The 15,681-nt window shown below is 71.8% G+C and carries 13 protein-coding genes; 12 read left to right on the forward strand and 1 reads right to left on the reverse strand.

The genetic code is table 11. From position 1 onward, the window contains the following. Positions 1 to 32: 32 nt before the first annotated feature. From aspS to ACFSZT_RS17045, 12 genes are all read left to right on the forward strand, one after another. The gene (gene aspS, locus ACFSZT_RS16990; RefSeq protein WP_377388876.1) at positions 33 to 1,799 is read left to right on the forward strand and encodes an aspartate--tRNA ligase; all 1,767 of its coding nucleotides are present in this window, start codon (positions 33 to 35) and stop codon (positions 1,797 to 1,799) included. A 709-nt stretch (positions 1,800 to 2,508) separates the two neighbouring features. Continuing rightward, positions 2,509 to 3,723: a phosphotransferase gene (locus ACFSZT_RS16995; RefSeq protein ID WP_377388874.1), complete on the forward strand. Its 1,215-nt coding sequence runs from the start codon at positions 2,509 to 2,511 to the stop codon at positions 3,721 to 3,723. Positions 3,724 to 3,872: 149 nt separating this feature from the next. Continuing rightward, on the forward strand, positions 3,873 to 4,658 hold the full coding sequence (locus ACFSZT_RS17000) for an SGNH/GDSL hydrolase family protein (RefSeq protein WP_377388872.1): 786 nt from the start codon (positions 3,873 to 3,875) through the stop codon (positions 4,656 to 4,658). 47 nt (positions 4,659 to 4,705) lie between these two features. Further along, a complete protein-coding gene (locus ACFSZT_RS17005; RefSeq protein WP_377388870.1) occupies positions 4,706 to 6,088 on the forward strand; it encodes a replication-associated recombination protein A in 1,383 nt (460 codons plus the stop codon). A gap of 123 nt (positions 6,089 to 6,211) precedes the next feature. Continuing rightward, positions 6,212 to 6,613, forward strand: a complete 402-nt coding sequence (locus ACFSZT_RS17010) for a DUF948 domain-containing protein (RefSeq protein ID WP_377388868.1) — start codon at positions 6,212 to 6,214, stop codon at positions 6,611 to 6,613. Next, entirely contained in the window at positions 6,610 to 6,936 is a 327-nt protein-coding gene (locus ACFSZT_RS17015; protein WP_377388866.1) for a hypothetical protein, read from the forward strand. Before ACFSZT_RS17010 ends, ACFSZT_RS17015 begins: the two co-directional genes overlap by 4 nt. A 92-nt stretch (positions 6,937 to 7,028) precedes the next feature. Then, the gene (gene alaS, locus ACFSZT_RS17020) at positions 7,029 to 9,689 is read left to right on the forward strand and encodes an alanine--tRNA ligase (protein WP_377388864.1); all 2,661 of its coding nucleotides are present in this window, start codon (positions 7,029 to 7,031) and stop codon (positions 9,687 to 9,689) included. Then, the gene (gene ruvX, locus ACFSZT_RS17025; protein WP_377388862.1) at positions 9,686 to 10,180 is read left to right on the forward strand and encodes a Holliday junction resolvase RuvX; all 495 of its coding nucleotides are present in this window, start codon (positions 9,686 to 9,688) and stop codon (positions 10,178 to 10,180) included. Before alaS ends, ruvX begins: the two co-directional genes overlap by 4 nt. A 104-nt stretch (positions 10,181 to 10,284) precedes the next feature. Beyond that, positions 10,285 to 11,760: an endolytic transglycosylase MltG gene (gene mltG / locus ACFSZT_RS17030; RefSeq protein WP_377388860.1), complete on the forward strand. Its 1,476-nt coding sequence runs from the start codon at positions 10,285 to 10,287 to the stop codon at positions 11,758 to 11,760. Then, on the forward strand, positions 11,750 to 12,610 hold the full coding sequence (locus ACFSZT_RS17035) for a shikimate dehydrogenase (RefSeq protein ID WP_377388858.1): 861 nt from the start codon (positions 11,750 to 11,752) through the stop codon (positions 12,608 to 12,610). Before mltG ends, ACFSZT_RS17035 begins: the two co-directional genes overlap by 11 nt. Before the next feature lie 89 nt (positions 12,611 to 12,699). Next, complete coding sequence (locus tag ACFSZT_RS17040; RefSeq protein ID WP_377388856.1) at positions 12,700 to 13,911, forward strand: endonuclease/exonuclease/phosphatase family protein; 1,212 nt, start codon at positions 12,700 to 12,702, stop codon at positions 13,909 to 13,911. Positions 13,912 to 13,920: 9 nt separating this feature from the next. Beyond that, positions 13,921 to 14,868: a D-2-hydroxyacid dehydrogenase family protein gene (locus ACFSZT_RS17045; protein WP_377388854.1), complete on the forward strand. Its 948-nt coding sequence runs from the start codon at positions 13,921 to 13,923 to the stop codon at positions 14,866 to 14,868. On the opposite strand, the gene ACFSZT_RS17050 is transcribed toward ACFSZT_RS17045, so the two are convergent. Next, entirely contained in the window at positions 14,855 to 15,673 is an 819-nt protein-coding gene (locus ACFSZT_RS17050) for a serine hydrolase domain-containing protein (RefSeq protein ID WP_377388852.1), read from the reverse strand. The two genes, ACFSZT_RS17045 and ACFSZT_RS17050, sit on opposite strands and share 14 nt — an antisense overlap. Positions 15,674 to 15,681 lie beyond the last annotated feature (8 nt).

Consider the following 15,681-nt stretch of genomic DNA (forward strand, 5'->3'; position numbering starts at 1 on the left):
GCTACCACCGCTTTCCGAGAGGATCCTGCGAAGTGCTTCGCACCCACAACGCCGGCACATTGCGTGCCGAGCAGGCTGGCCAGACCGTCACGCTCACCGGCTGGGTGGCCCGGCGGCGCGATCACGGCGGAGTGATCTTCGTCGACCTGCGCGACGCCAGCGGGATCGCGCAGGTCGTCTTCCGGGAAGGGGAGATGGCGGACCGAGCTCACCACCTTCGTGCGGAGTACTGCATCAAGGTGGTCGGCGAGATCGCCAAGCGGCCCGAAGGCAACGAGAACCCCGAGATTCCCACCGGAGACATCGAGGTCCTGGTCACCGATCTGGAGGTGCTCTCGGAAGCCGCCGTGCTGCCGTTCCCGATCGATGATCGGCTCGACGTCGGCGAAGAGGTCCGGTTGAAGTACCGCTACCTCGACCTGCGGCGAGGCACCCAGGCCCGGAACATGCGATTGCGCAGCGAGGTCAACCGCGTCGCGCGCAACGTCCTGCACGATCAGGGTTTCGTCGAGATCGAGACGCCCACGATGACGCGGTCGACGCCCGAAGGCGCCCGCGACTTCCTGGTGCCCGCCCGGCTCAAACCCGGCTCCTGGTATGCGCTGCCCCAGTCCCCGCAGCTGTTCAAGCAGCTGCTCATGGTCGGCGGTCTCGAGCGCTACTTCCAGATCGCGCGCTGCTACCGCGACGAGGACTTCCGCGCCGACCGCCAGCCCGAGTTCACGCAGCTCGATATCGAGATGAGCTTCGTCGAGCAGGACGACGTCATCAAGCTCGCCGAGGACGTGCTGTCGGCGTTGTGGAAGCTCGTCGACGTCCAGGTGCAGACACCGTTCCCGCGGATCACCTACGCGGAGGCGATGGCGAAGTACGGCACCGACAAGCCGGACCTGCGCTTCGGGCTGGAACTCACCGAGCTCACCGATTTCTTCGCCGACACGCCGTTCCGGGTGTTCCAGGCGCCGTACGTGGGCGCCGTCGTCATGCCGGGCGGCGCGGACCAGCCGCGGCGGACCCTCGACGCGTGGCAGGAGTGGGCGAAGCAGCGTGGCCACAAGGGGCTGGCCTATGTGCTGGTCGCGGAGGACGGCACGCTCGGCGGCCCGGTCGCGAAGAACCTGGCCGAGCACGAGAAGGCGAACTTGGCCGGCGCGGTCGGCGCGAAGCCGGGCGACTGCATCTTCTTCGCGGCGGGCAAGCCCAAGGACGCCCGTGCCCTGCTCGGTGCGGCGCGCGTGGAGATCGCCCACCGCCTCGGCCTGATCGACGAGAACAGCTGGTCGTTCGTATGGGTCGTCGACGCGCCGCTGTTCGAGGCCGCCGACGAGACCGACGACGTCGCCGTCGGCAGCGGGAAGTGGACGGCGGTGCACCACGCGTTCACCTCGCCGACGCCCGAGTGGATCGACAAGTTCGAGACCGATCCCGCCAATGCACTGGCCTACGCCTACGACATCGTCTGCAACGGCAACGAGATCGGCGGCGGGTCCATCCGTATCCACCGCGCGGACGTGCAGAAGCGGGTTTTCGAGGTGATGGGGCTGTCGGACGAGGAGGCACAGGAGAAGTTCGGCTTCCTCCTCGACGCGTTCCAGTACGGCCCGCCCCCGCACGGCGGCATCGCCTTCGGCTGGGACCGCATCGTGATGCTGCTGGCGGGCGCCGACTCGCTGCGCGACGTGATCGCGTTCCCCAAGACGGGTGCCGGTTACGACCCGCTGACGGGTGCGCCCGCGCCGATCACGGCCGAGCAGCGCAAGGAAGCGGGCGTGGACGCCAAGCCACAGAAGCAGGCCTGAGCCCGCCGGTTTCGCGGTGCCACCGTGGATTGAGCACGCCGGTTGCCAAGTCCGCGCCTGCCCTGGTGGTTGCCGCGCTGCGTCCAGCTCGGGCCGGGCGAGGGGCCTTCGGGGCCTGCCGGCGGACGGCAGGCGGGGCCATAGCACCTACTGGTCGCCAACGCGCCCGTGCGACTGCCAGGCTTGGAGGTTCGCTCGCCCGCGCGCACGTGGCTGCTCGCGAGTGCGCCGAGTCGCCGCAGATGGCCTTGGGAAAGCGCCTTCTCGCGCGCGGTGCGACGCGCGCCCACGGAGTTCGGCAAGCAGCAGTCGTCGAGAGGGCGGGGAGCGAGGGCGTGTCGGTGTGCTCGCCGAGTGAGCCACGGCCGTGCCAACCGCTCCGCCCAACGTCGCCCTCCGAGGCCGTACCGCTCCGCCACACACGCCGGACTGAAAGCCGACCACCGCGGCCACCAACGGCGGCCTGGCCACCCGGGCGCAGGCACGCGGAAAACCCCAGGCACCTCCGGTATCGCCATCACGCGGGGGACCACGGACGGGCGCGACACGCGCGGCTGCGCCCTGGTGATCATCGCCACGCCCTGCCGGTCCTCAGGTTTCCGGCCTGCAGGCGGGGGGTATCGATCAGTCCGGACAATCCAGCCAGGATTTTCACGTTATGGCCCGGATTGTGGTCATCGTCGCTCTCTCACTAGTAGGGTCGAAGCCAATGACTGTGGACACCTCTCCTACCGATGACTCGACAGTCGGAGCGGGAGCGGAACTTCTCTCCGTCGACGCTGCCGTCGCCGCTGCCGAGTCGGTCCTCACGCAACGGTTCGGCAGCACGATCTCCTTGATCGATGCCGAGGACCTTGCGGGCAGCGGACCGGCCACGGTCGTCAGGGCGCGGGTCGCCTCGTCCCCGTTCGCCCTGCCGAGGACCCTCGTCATCAAGCATTACCCGGACGCACCGGCGCCCGGGCAGGACGACGCGTTCGCCCGGGAGGCCGCCAGCTACCAGCTGTTCACGGCGCTCTCCGCCGAGGACCGCACGTGCCCGGAGATTCTCGCGCACAGCGCCGACCACCGCGTGCTCGTCATCGACGACCTCGGTCGTGCGCCCACGCTGGAGGACAAGCTCCGTGGCTCCGACAGCCGGGCAGCCGAGACCGCCCTGCTCTCCTGGGCGCGTTCCCTGGGCCGCATGCACTTCAGCACCGCGAACCGCGAGCCCGACTTCAACGCACTCCTGCGCAGGCTGAGCGGCCGGTCGAAACCCGAGGACGCCCTCCGCGAGGACGACAACCCCGGCACCGATCCGGCGGCCGCCACCACGCGCGCGCCGGACCTGCTCGCCGAGAAGCTCGGTGTGGTGACCTCGGACGCCGTCCGCGACATCGCCGCCCGCGCCGCCGAGCAGACACGCTCGGCCGCCTTCCGGGCGTTCAGCCCCGTCGACCTCTGGCCAGATAACAACCTGGTCACCAGCGACGGCGTCCGCTTCCTCGACTTCGAGCGCGGCCGGGTGCGCAGCGCGCTGGTCGACGCCGCCCACCTGCGGGTGCCCTTCGTGTCCGGACCCGAGCCGCTGGCCCTGCCCGCCGGCATGAGCGAGGCCATGATCGCCGCCTGGCGAGCCGAGGTGGCGGACCTGTGGCCCGCGTTCGCCGACGAGGCGACGCTCGCCCGCCACCTGCTCGACATCGAACTGCTGCTCGTGTGGCACGCGACGTGGCGTCACCTGCCTGGCCTCGGCGACAGCCGCGACGCCTCGCCGACCGGGCGCGCCGCCGCGCTCGTCACCTGGTGGCGCGACCTCGGCGAGCACGCCGAACGCGACCGGGACGACGACATCGCCGAGCACGCCGGGGCCGTGGCCCATGCGCTCGACGTCCGCTTCGGCCCCAATCTGGAGCTCGCGCTCTACCCGGCGTTCCGGTAGTACCAAGCCTTCGCCGGTCCGTCCCCGCTCCGTTACCCCCGCATCACCGCCGGTGAGTGTGGGTGGCTGATGGTGTCCGCGTGGTGTGCGAATCCTTCCCGCGGACATCGACCCCCAACCCTCCTCCGGTGCCGGTGCGGCGGCTTGTCGTGCTTGGCGATTCGACCGCCGTCGGCCTCGGCGACCCGCTGCCCGGCGGGGCCTGGCGTGGCGTCGGTCCGCTGGTCGCCGACGCGCTCGGGATCGGACCCGCCGGCTACCTGAACTGCGCGTTCACCGGCGCCCGCATGCGCTGCGTACGGACCGAACAGCTGCCACACGCGCTCGCCCGGCGAGCCGACGTCGCGCTGGTCATCGTCGGCATGAACGACACGCTCCGGTCGGACTTCGACCCGCGGGCGCTCGCCGCCGACCTGGACCACGTGCTGGCCCAGCTACGGGCAGCGGGCACGCTGCCCGTGCCCGTGCGCTTCCACGACCACGGGCGGGTGTTCCGCCTGCCCGGGCCCCTGCGCCGGGCGCTCAAGGCGCGCATCGACCAGCTCAACGGCGTCGTCGACACCGTGGTGAGCAGGCACGGCGTGCCGTGTGTCGACCTGGACCGTCTCCCGGGCACCTACGAGCTGGCGTCCTGGAGCGTCGACCGGCTGCACCCTTCCGAGCGGGGGCACCGGCTGCTGGCACGGGCTTTCACCGACGTGCTGGCCGGCGCGGGAGTCGCCGTGCCGCGCCCGGTCAGCCTCGCGTGCTCCGGTGGCGCCCAGGCGAGCGCCCTCGACCATGTCGGGTGGCTGGTCGCGAAGGGCGTGCCCTGGTTGTGGCGGCGCGGGCGGGACCTCGTGCCCTACGCCGCCGGCATCCTCGTGCGCAGCGCCCTGGGCAGGCAGCGCGAGGCCCCCGCACCCGATCCGGCCCCGGAGGTCGCCACCGCGTGACCGACGGAGGGGCAGCCGGTGTCGGCCGTCGCCGCTACCGTCGAGGTGTGCACCACCAAGACGAACTGTTCACGGTGAACCCCGACGTGGCGCCACCGCCGGAACCGGCCGGGCCCACCACGCCACCGCCCGCACCCCCGGGGTCGCCGCTCGCCGTGCGGATGCGCCCGCGCACCCTGGACGAGGTCGTCGGGCAGCAACACCTGCTGGGGGAGGGCGCTCCGCTGCGCCGGCTCGTCGAGGGCGCCGCCCCCGCGTCGGTGCTGCTCTACGGTCCGCCGGGCACGGGCAAGACGACGCTGGCCAACCTCGTGTCCACGGCCACTGGACGCCGTTTCGTCGCGCTGTCGGCACTGTCGGCCGGGGTGAAGGAGGTCCGCGGCGTCATCGAGGAGGCACGCCGCAGGCGCCGGTACAACGCCGAGAACACCGTGCTGTTCATCGACGAGGTGCACCGGTTCTCCAAGACCCAGCAGGACGCGCTGCTCGGCGCGGTCGAGGACCGTACCGTGCTGCTGGTCGCGGCCACCACCGAGAACCCGTCCTTCTCGGTGGTCTCGCCGCTGCTGTCCCGGTCGCTGGTGTTGCAGCTACGGCCGCTCACCGACGACGACGTCCGCGAGCTCGTCACCCGTGCGCTCACCGACGAACGCGGCCTGGCCGGGACGTTCGAGCTCACCGACGAGGCCCTCGCACACCTGGTCCGGCTCGCGGCGGGCGACGCGCGGCGCGCGCTGACGGCCCTGGAGGCCGCCGCCGACGCCGCCGCGGCCACCGAGCACCGCGTGATCGAGCTCGGCACCGTCGAATCGACCGTCGACAAGGCGGCGGTGCGCTACGACCGCGACGGCGACCAGCACTACGACGTCATCAGCGCGTTCATCAAGTCCATCCGCGGCTCCGACGTCGACGCCGCGCTGCACTACCTGGCGCGCATGATCGCGGCCGGCGAGGACCCACGATTCATCGCCCGCAGGCTCGTCGTGCACGCAAGCGAAGACATCGGTATGGCGGATCCCACGGCCCTGCAGACGGCGGTCGCGGCCGCCCACGCCGTGCAGTTCATCGGCATGCCCGAGGGCAGGCTCGCGCTCGCCCAGGCGACCGTGCATCTGGCCACCGCGCCGAAGTCCAACGCCGTCATCACGGCCATCGATGCCGCGCTCGCCGACGTCCGCGCGGGCGGGGTCGGGACCGTGCCGCCGCACCTGCGGGACGGTCACTACGCCGGTGCGGCCACGCTCGGCAACGCCGTGGGCTACCGGTATCCGCACGACGTCGCCGAGGGCGTGCTGGCGCAGCAGTACCCGCCGGACGAGCTGGTCGGCAAGGACTACTACGAGCCCACCCAGCGAGGCGCCGAGCGCACGCTCGCCGAGCGGGTGCCGCGGCTGCGCCGGACCGTCCGTGGTCACCGCGACGGTCGCTGACCGCGGCGTGCGCAGGCTCGCGACACGCAGGGTCACCGAACGGCAGGGCTCTCCGGCCGGGCGTGGCGGCGCACGGTAGCCTCACCTGCAATCGACGTCGCCACCGATCCTGAAGGAGGGCACGTGTCGGCAGGGCAGATCGCCGCGTTGATCGCCGCGGGCGCCTTCGTGCTGCTGGTGTTGTTCCTGGCGATCGCACTGATCAAGCTCGGCCGCACGCTGGACGAGGCCACGGTCGCCATCCGCAAGGCGCACGAGAACACCGATCCGTTGCTGCACGGGGCCAACGACACCATCACGCATGTCAACACGCAGCTGGAGCGTGTCGACGGCATCACGGCCAACGCGCAGGCCGTGTCGGGCAACGTCTCGGCGCTGTCGTCGGTGTTCACCGCGACTCTGGGTGGCCCGCTGGTCAAGACGGCCGCGCTGTCGTACGGGCTGACGAAGGCCGTGCGTGCCCGCCGCAAGGGCAAGGACAACGGCAAGCACTCGCTCCGCCGCGGGAGGAAGAACAAGCGATGAAGCGGCTTTTCTGGCTGGGGATGGGCGTCGCCGCCGGAGTGGCGCTCTCGCGCAAGGCCACCGAAACCGCTCGTCAAGCCACTCCGGCGGGGTTAGCCTCGAACCTGGGTGACGCCGTGCGCGAGCTCGCAGGCGCCATCGGCGCGTTCGGCGCGGACGTCCGGGCGGGGATGAGCGAGCGGGAGCAGGAGCTGAACGACATCGTGGAGCAGCGTGCGGGTGTCCGGGCCAGGCCGGCCGCCGAGCGTGGTGCCGTGCCGCCCCGCGGGCGGCACGCGCTGTCCGAGCCGCGCGCGGGGCGAGCTCGCCGGGCGGAGGGCTGAGCGGCCAGCCGCGCCCTCCGCCGTCGCAGCCGTCCTGACCACCCGGCCGCGGGCCCGCCCCGGTGCTGTCGGCCACATCCCAAGGAAGACCAGTGGAAACACACGAGATCAACAAGCGGTTCCTGGACCATTTCGAGAAGAACGGACACACCCGGGTCCCCAGCGCGTCGCTGATCCTGGACGACCCGACCCTGCTGTTCGTCAACGCCGGGATGGTCCAGTTCAAGCCCTACTTCCTCGGGGAGGTCCCGCCGCCGTACCCGCGGGCGACGAGCGTGCAGAAGTGCGTGCGCACCGGGGACATCGACGAGGTCGGCAAGACCACCCGCCACAACACGTTCTTCCAGATGGCGGGCAACTTCTCCTTCGGCGACTACTTCAAGGAAGGCGCCATCGCGCGGGCGTGGGAGCTCATCACCACCTCGCAGGACGAGGGCGGGTTCGGCTTCGACCCCGACCGGCTGTGGGCGACCGTGTACGAGCACGACGCCGAGACGGCCGCGCTGTGGCGGGACGTCGCGGGCCTGCCGTCGGAGCGGATCCAGTTCCGTGGCGCGGAGGACAACTACTGGGACATGGGCGTGCCCGGCCCGTGCGGTCCGTGCTCGGAGATCTACTACGACCGCGGCCCGGAGTACGGGCGCGAGGGCGGCCCGGCCGTCGACGAGGACCGCTACCTCGAGATCTGGAACCTCGTGTTCATGCAGGAGATCCGGGGTGAGCTGAGCCCGAAGAAGGGGCACCCGCCCATCGGCGAGCTCCCGCAGAAGAACATCGACACCGGCATGGGTGTCGAGCGGGTCGCCTACCTGCTGCAGGGCGTCGAGAACGTCTACGAGACCGATCTGGTGCGCCCGGTCATCACGAAGGCGGAGGAGTTCTCCGGCCGCCGCTACGGTGCCGACCACGCCGACGACGTGCGGTTCCGGGTCATCGCCGACCACGCCCGCTCGGGCGTCATGCTGATCGCGGACGGTGTGACCCCCGGCAACGAGGCGCGCGGGTACGTGCTGCGCCGGCTGCTGCGCCGCATCGTGCGCTCGGTGCGCCTGCTCGGGGTGCACGAGCCGGTGCTGCCGGAGTTCGCGAAGGTCGTGCGGGACGCGATGACGCCGTCCTACCCGGAACTCGCCCGCGACTTCGACCGGATCAGCGACGTGATGCGCGTCGAGGAGGAGACCTTCCTCTCGACGCTGACCAGCGGCTCGCGCATCTTCGACATGGCGGCCGAGGAGACCAAGCGCTCCGGCGGCACGATCCTCGCCGGGGACAAGGCGTTCCAGCTGCACGACACCTACGGTTTCCCGATCGACCTGACCCTGGAGATGGCCGCCGAGCAGGGCCTCTCGGTCGACGAGGACGGCTTCCGCACCCTCATGGAGGAGCAGCGCCAGCGGGCGAAGGCCGACGCCGCCGCGCGCAAGACCGCACGCGGTGACCTGTCGGTGTACCGGCAGCTGCTCGAGCAGCACGGCGAGACGCAGTTCCTCGGCTACACCGACCTGCAGGCCACCGGTCGCGTGGTCGGCCTGCTCGTGGACGGCGTGCCGGCGCCGGTCGTCAGCGAGGGCCGGCAGGCGGAGGTCGTCCTCGACCGTACGCCGTTCTACGCCGAGAGCGGTGGCCAGATCGCCGACACCGGTGTGCTGGTGGGCCCGAACGTCGAGCTGAAGGTCCACGACGTCCAGAAGATCGTGCCCGGCTTGTACGTGCACCGGGCCGAAGTGACCGGTGGTGAGCTGGCGCTCGACACGGAGCTGACCGCGTCGGTCGACGGCACCCGGCGCGCGTCCATCGCACGGTCGCACTCGGCCACCCACCTGGTGCACGCCGCGGTGCGCGGCGCGTACGGCAAGCGGGCCGCGCAGGCGGGTTCGCTGAACTCGCCGGGCCGTATGCGGTTCGACTTCACCACGCCCGGCTCGGTGTCCTCGGACGTGCTCACCGAGGTCGAGGAAGAGGTCAACGACTACCTGCAGACCGACGTCGAGGTCCAGGCCTACACCACCACCAAGGACAAGGCACTCGAACTCGGTGCCATCGCCTTGTTCGGCGAGAAGTACGGCAACGAGGTGCGGGTGGTCGACATGGGCGACTACTCCCGCGAACTGTGCGGGGGTACACACGTCGAGCGCATCGGCCAGCTCGGGCTGGTGAAGCTCGTCAGCGACGCGTCGATCGGGTCCGGCGTGCACCGGGTTGAGGCGCTCGTCGGCACGGACGCGCTGCGGCACGTCCGCAAGGAGCAGCTGCTGGTCTCACAGCTCGCCGGGACGCTGAAGGTGCCCACCGAGCAGCTGCCCGGCCGCATCGAGGACGTGCTGACGCGCCTGCGCACCGCCGAGAAGGAGATCGAGCAGCTCCGCACGCAGCAGGTGCTGGGCTCCGCGGGTTCGCTGGCGGAGAAGGCCCAGGACGTCGGCGGCATCGCGCTCGTCGCCGAGAAGCTGGACGGCGACATCGACGCGGGCGCTGTGCGCGCGCTCGCGGGCGAGGTGCGCAACCGGCTCGGCTCACGGCCCGGCGTGGTCGCGCTGTTCGCGCCGTCCGGCGGGAAGGTGAGCTTCGTGGTCGCCACCACCGCCGCGGCCCGCGACAAGGGCCTCGCCGCCGGCAAGCTGGTGCCGTCGTTCGCGGAGGCGGTCGGCGGCCGGGGCGGCGGCAAGCCCGACATGGCCCAGGGCGGCGGCAGCAACCCCGCGGGCGTCGAGCAGGCCATCCTGGCGTTGCGGAACGCCGTCTCCGCGGCGTGAACGACATCCGGCCGGACCGGCCCGGGGAGCACGATCCCGGCGCCGGTCGTCGGCTTGCCGTGGACGTGGGGTCGGTCCGGGTAGGCGTGGCGCTCAGCGATCCGGCACCTATCCTGGCGAGCCCGCTCGTTACCCTGTCGCGGGACGCCGAGGGGGACGGGGACATCGACGAGCTGGTCCGGCTCGTCGCCGAACACGAGGTTGTCGAGGTGATTGTGGGACTGCCGAGGACGCTGGCCGACCGCCATGGCAAGGCCGCCGAGACCGCCGCCGCGTACGCGACGCGGCTCGCCGGGAGGATCGTGCCCGTCCCGGTCCGGCTCGCCGACGAGCGGCTGACCACGGTGTCCGCGAGCCGCATGCTCTCCCAGCGCGGCGTCAAGGGCCGCAAGCAACGTGCCGTGGTGGATCAGGCCGCGGCCGTGGAGATCCTCCAGGGCTGGCTCGACGCGCGCAGCGCGGCGATCGCGAGGGGAGCCGGCCCCGCATGACGACGCCACACGACGGTCCCGGCCGTCCGGGCGGGCGCAGATTCCGTCCCGCCCACCGGCCTGCCCACGCCGAGCAACCGCATCGGTCACCTCAGACGGACCCGATGCCCCGGCAGGCGCCGCCGGAGCAGCCGCCCGCCCGCCCGCAGCCGCGCAGGCCCCGGCACGCCCCGGCCGACCCGGAACCCCATGGCCGGCGGCCCGGTGACCTGCGTGGTGGCCCGCCGCCGGAGCGCAGGCCGCGTCCGCCGGCCCGCAGACGCCGTTCGCCCAACGACGGCGTGCCGCCGGACGAGAATCCGACCGAGATCCTCGACCTCGGGTTCGACGACGAGGCGGACGAGTACGAGGACGACCACGAGTCCTACGAGGACTACGACGAGGACTACGACGAGGACCGCGCCGAACCCCAGTACTTCGACGGGGACGACGACGAGGAGCCGCCGCGCACCAGGCGCAGGCACGGCAAGCGGCTCTTCGGCTGGCTGGCCGCGCTGCTGGTGCTGGCGCTCCTGGCCGGGGGCGCCTACTACGGTGCCCGCGAACTCCTGGGCTTCGGCTACGAGGATTACCCCGGTCCGGGGGAGCGCGATGTCCTGCTCCACGTCGAGGACGGGGACTCCACCGGCGCGATCGCGGCCAAGCTGCAGGAGCTGGACGTGGTGGCGAGTTCCGAGGCGTTCGTGGCCGCGAGTGAGGACGACCAGCGCGTGCTGAGCGTCCAGCCGGGCTACTACGTGCTGAAGACGAGGATGTCCGGCGCCGGCGCCGTCGGCAAGCTCGTCGAGCCGACGTCCCGCGTCGGGCAGATGCAACTGCGCGCGGGCACGCAGCTCGACGACGTCACCCAGCCCGACGGCTCGGTGACGCCCGGCGTGTTCGCGCAGCTGTCGGCCGCGTCGTGTGCCGACCTCAACGGCAAGAGCACCTGCGTGCCGGTCGAGGAGTTGCGTCGGGTCGCCGAAACCGCCGACCTGGCCGAGCTCGGCGTTCCGGAGTGGGCGATCGAGGGTGCCGAACGAGCCGAACCGCGGCGTCGCATCGAGGGCCTTGTGGCGCCCGGCGTGTACGACGTCCAGCCCGGCTGGGACGCCAAGCGGCTGCTGACCGAGGTGCTCACCACGTCCGCCACCCGCATGCAGGCGGCCGGACTGCCGGACGCGGCGGGGAGCACGGGCTACACGCCGTACGAGATCCTGATCATCGCGTCGCTGGTGGAACGCGAGGCCGTGCAGCAGGACTTCGACAAGGTCGCGCGGGTCATCTACAACCGGCTGGAGGCCGGGCAGCGGCTGCAGTTCGACTCGACGGTGAACTACGTGCTCGACCGGCCGGAGGTACGGACCAACGACCACGACCGGCTCCGGGCCGGTCCGTACAACACCTACCAGAACACCGGTCTGCCGCCGACCCCGATCTCGGCACCCAGCGCCGAGGCGATCACCGCGGCGGAGGAACCGGCCGACGGTGCATGGATGTACTTCGTCAAGTGCGAGACCAACGGGCTCTCGTGCTTCGCCGACGACTACTCCGAGCACCAGCAGAACGTCGCCGACGCGCGGAGGCGCGGTGTCTTCTAGTGCGCCGCGCCGGGCGGCGGTCCTCGGCCGCCCCGTGCAGCACTCGCTGTCGCCGGTACTGCACGGCGCGGCCTATCGGGCGCTGGGGTTGCCGGACTGGACCTATGAGCGCATCGAGATGGACGCCGAGGGCCTGCCGGAGTTCGTCGGCGGGCTCGGCCCGGAGTGGGCCGGCCTGTCGGTGACCATGCCCGGCAAGCGTGCGGCACTGGCGGTCGCGGCGGAGGCCACGCCCAGGGCGACGGCGGTCGGCGCGGCGAACACGCTCGTGCCGCTGCCGTCCGGCGGATGGCGCGCCGACTGCACCGACGTCGACGGCGTGACGGGTGCCCTGCGCACCGCGGGTGGCTACGCCGGGGACGGCGACCTCGCCGTGGTCCTCGGTGCGGGTGGGACGGCCGCGGCCGCCGTCGTCGCCTTCGCACAGCTCGGGCTGACGCGGGTGCGGCTCGTCGTGCGGGAACCGGCGCGCGCCCGGGAGACGGCTCAGGCGGCCCAGCGCGCCGGCCTCGCGGTCGAGGTGCTGCGGTGGTCCGACGTCGACTTCCACGAGGTCACGGACGGTGTCGCCGTTCTCGTCACCACCGTGCCGCCGGACGCCGTCGCTCCGCACCTGCCCGCGCTGGCCGCGGTGCCGTGCGTGCTCGACGTGATCTATCACCCGTGGCCCACACCGCTGGCGAGCGCCGTCGCCGGGCGGGGCGGCCGGATCGCCACCGGACTGGACATGCTGTTGCACCAGGCGTTCGGCCAGGTGGAACAGTTCACGGGACGTCCGGCGCCACGCGAGGCGATGCGGGACGCGCTCGCGGACGCCACCGGCGGCGCCGTGCCACTCCCACTGGGCTGAACCGCTCGTCGCCAACATCACGCTGCGGGCACGAGAATGCCGACCAGCGTTCACCTTTCACCCCTAAGGTGGGCGATGATCTGGGAGGTATGACTGTGCGTCGATCACGTTGGGTGCCTGTTGCCGCCGCGGTCGTGCTGCTCGCGTCCGCCCTGCCTGCCGGAGCGGCGTCGGGAGGGAACGGCGGTCACGTCCGCGACGTCCGGTTCGCGACGTTCAACGCGTCGCTCAACCGGGCCGCCGAGGGCGAGCTGCTCGCCGACCTGTCCACTCCGGACGACCCGCAGGCGCGCGAGGTGGCCGAGGTCATCCAACGCAACCGGCCCGACGTGCTGCTGGTCAACGAGTTCGATTACGTGCCGGGCAACGCCGCGGCCGACGCCTTCCGCGACAACTACCTCGAGATCGGCCAGCGCGGTGCCCGGCCGATCGAGTACCCGTACGCGTACACGGCTGCCGTCAACACCGGCGTGCCGACCGGGTTCGACCTCGACCGCGACGGCCGCGTCGGCGGCGGCAACGACGCCCACGGCTTCGGCGAGTTCGCGGGGCAGTACGGGATGCTGGTGCTCTCGAAGTACCCGATCGACACCGAGCGGATCCGCACCTTCCGGCACTTCCTGTGGAAGGACATGCCGGGCGCCCTCCTGCCCGACGATCCGGCGACGCCCGAGCCCGCCGACTGGTACTCGCCGCACGCGCTCGACGTCCTGCGCCTGTCGTCGAAGTCGCACTGGGACGTGCCGGTGCGCATCGGCGGCCGGACGGTCCACTTCCTCACCGCGCACCCGACCCCGCCCAGCTTCGACGGCCCCGAGGACCGCAACGGCACCCGCAACCACGACGAGATCCGGTTCTGGGCCGACTACGTGACGCCGGGCAAGGGCGGCTACATCTACGACGACGCCGGCACGCGGGGCGGGCTGCGGCCGGGGGAGCGGTTCGTCATCGCGGGCGACTACAACGCCGACCCCTACGACGGCGACAGCGTCGACAGCGCGGCCACCCAGGTGCTCGAGGCGCCGCGGGTGCACGACCCGCGACCCGCCAGCCTGGGCGCCGTGGTGGCGTCGCGCGAGCAGGGCGGCGCCAACGACGCCCACCAGGGCGACCCGCGCTTCGACACCGCCGACTTCTCCGACGGCGCGCCCGGCAACCTCCGCGTCGACTACGTCCTGCCCTCCCGCGGTCTCGTCGTGCGCGGCAGCAGTGTGTTCTGGCCGGTGCCGGGGTCGGAGCAGGCCCGGCTCAACGACGCGTCCGACCACCACCTCGTCCGGGTCGATGTCCGCCTCGCCTAGCGTTGTGGCATGAAGATCGCCGTACTTGACGACTATCAGGACATCGCACGGGAACTCGCCGACTGGGACTCGCTGAACGCCGAGGTCGAGGTGTTCACCGAGCACATCGCCGACCAGGACGAGCTGGTCCGCCGGCTCGCGGACTGCGAGGTGGTGGTGGCGATGCGCGAACGCACGCCGCTGCCCGCCGAGGTACTGGAACGGTTGCCGGAGCTCAAGCTCGTGGTGAGCCTCGGGGGCGACCGGAACCCGTCCATCGACGTCAAAGCCGCCACCGAGCGCGGCATCGTCGTCTCGCACACCGGCTACCTGCCGCACCCCACGGCCGAGCACACCTGGGCGCTGATTCTCGCCGCTATGCGCAACCTGCCGACCGAGGAAGCGTCCATGCGCGACGGTGGCTGGCAGCGCACGGTCGGCCGGAGCCTGCACGGCGCCACGCTCGGGATCATCGGCCTCGGCAGGCTGGGCTCCCGCGTCGCCCGCGTCGGGCAGGCCTTCGGCATGCGCACCATCGCGTGGAGCCAGAACCTCACGCAGGAGAAGGCGGCCGAGCACGACGTGACGGCGGTGTCGAAGGAGGAACTCCTGCGCGAGTCCGACATCGTCACGATCCACCTCGTGCTCAGCAGGCGTACTCGCGGTCTCCTCGGTGCCGCGGAGCTGGCCGCGATGAAACCGACCGCGTGGCTGGTGAACACCTCCCGCGGCCCGATCGTCGAGGAGCAGGCACTCGTGGAGGCTCTGCGGGAACGGCGCATCGGCGGAGCCGCGATCGACGTGTACGCCACGGAGCCGTTGCCCGCCGACCACCCGCTGCGGTCGCTGCCGAACACGATCCTGACGCCGCACATCGGCTACGTCGTGCGTGATCTCTACGAGGTGTTCTACCGCGGCGCCGTCGAGGACATCGCCGCCTACCAGGCGGGCGAGCCCATCCGGGTCATGACCGGCTGAGGTCGGCGAGCACGGCGTCGGTGAAGGCGGGCCACGCCTCGGCGGCCCACGGTCCAAAGGCCCGGTCGGTGAGCGCGATGCACGCCGCACCGGCGTCGGGGTCGACCCACAGGAACGTGCCGGACTGTCCGAAGTGGCCGAACGTCCGCGGGGAGCTGTTCGATCCGGTCCAGTGTGGACTCTTGTGGTCGCGGATCTCGAACCCCAGTCCCCAGTCGTTGGGCTTCTGGTGGCCGAACCCGGGCAGCACCCCGTTCAGCCCGGGGAAGGCCACCGTCGTGGCGGTGGCGACCGTCGACGGCGCGAGCAGTTTCGGCTGCTGCAGCTCCGCGGCGAACGCCACGAGGTCGTCCACGGTGGACTCGGCGTCCGCGCCCGGTGAGCCGTTGAGCCGGGTGGCCGCCATGCCGAGCGGCTGGAACAGTGCCTCGGCCTGGTAGTCGGCGAACGGGATGCCCGAGTGCTCGGCGAGCGCGTCGGCGAGTTGCTCGAACCCGGCGCTGGAGTACATCCGGCGCTGCCCGGGCGGGGCGTAGACCTTGTGCTCGTTGAAGCCGAGGCCGGCGGTGTGCGCGAGCAGGTGCCGGATGGTCGCGCCCTCGGGACCGGCGGGCGTGTCGAGCTCGACGACGCCCTCCTCGATCGCGATGAGCGCCGTGTAGGCGGTGAGCAGCTTGGTGACCGACGCGAGCGGGAACACCCGCCGCGTGTCCCCATGACTGCCGAGGAGGGTGCCGTCGGCGCCGACCACCGCCGTCGCGGCGTGGGGCACGGGCCACTGCTCGATCATCCGCAGGCTGTCCATGGGCCCAC

The sequence above is a fragment of the Prauserella oleivorans genome, assembly GCF_042685745.1.
Lineage (GTDB): Bacteria > Actinomycetota > Actinomycetes > Mycobacteriales > Pseudonocardiaceae > Prauserella_A > Prauserella_A oleivorans.

What these genes read in the sequence shown, in the direction of transcription:
- ACFSZT_RS16995 (WP_377388874.1), top strand. Translation starts at nt 2,509, where the DNA reads ATGACTGTGGACACCTCTCCTACCGATGACTCGACAGTCGGAGCGGGA.
- ACFSZT_RS17015 (WP_377388866.1), top strand. Translation starts at nt 6,610, where the DNA reads ATGAAGCGGCTTTTCTGGCTGGGGATGGGCGTCGCCGCCGGAGTGGCG.
- mltG (WP_377388860.1), top strand. Translation starts at nt 10,285, where the DNA reads ATGCCCCGGCAGGCGCCGCCGGAGCAGCCGCCCGCCCGCCCGCAGCCG.
- ACFSZT_RS17040 (WP_377388856.1), top strand. Translation starts at nt 12,700, where the DNA reads ATGACTGTGCGTCGATCACGTTGGGTGCCTGTTGCCGCCGCGGTCGTG.
- ACFSZT_RS17045 (WP_377388854.1), top strand. Translation starts at nt 13,921, where the DNA reads ATGAAGATCGCCGTACTTGACGACTATCAGGACATCGCACGGGAACTC.
- ACFSZT_RS17050 (WP_377388852.1), bottom strand. Translation starts at nt 15,673, where the DNA reads ATGGACAGCCTGCGGATGATCGAGCAGTGGCCCGTGCCCCACGCCGCG.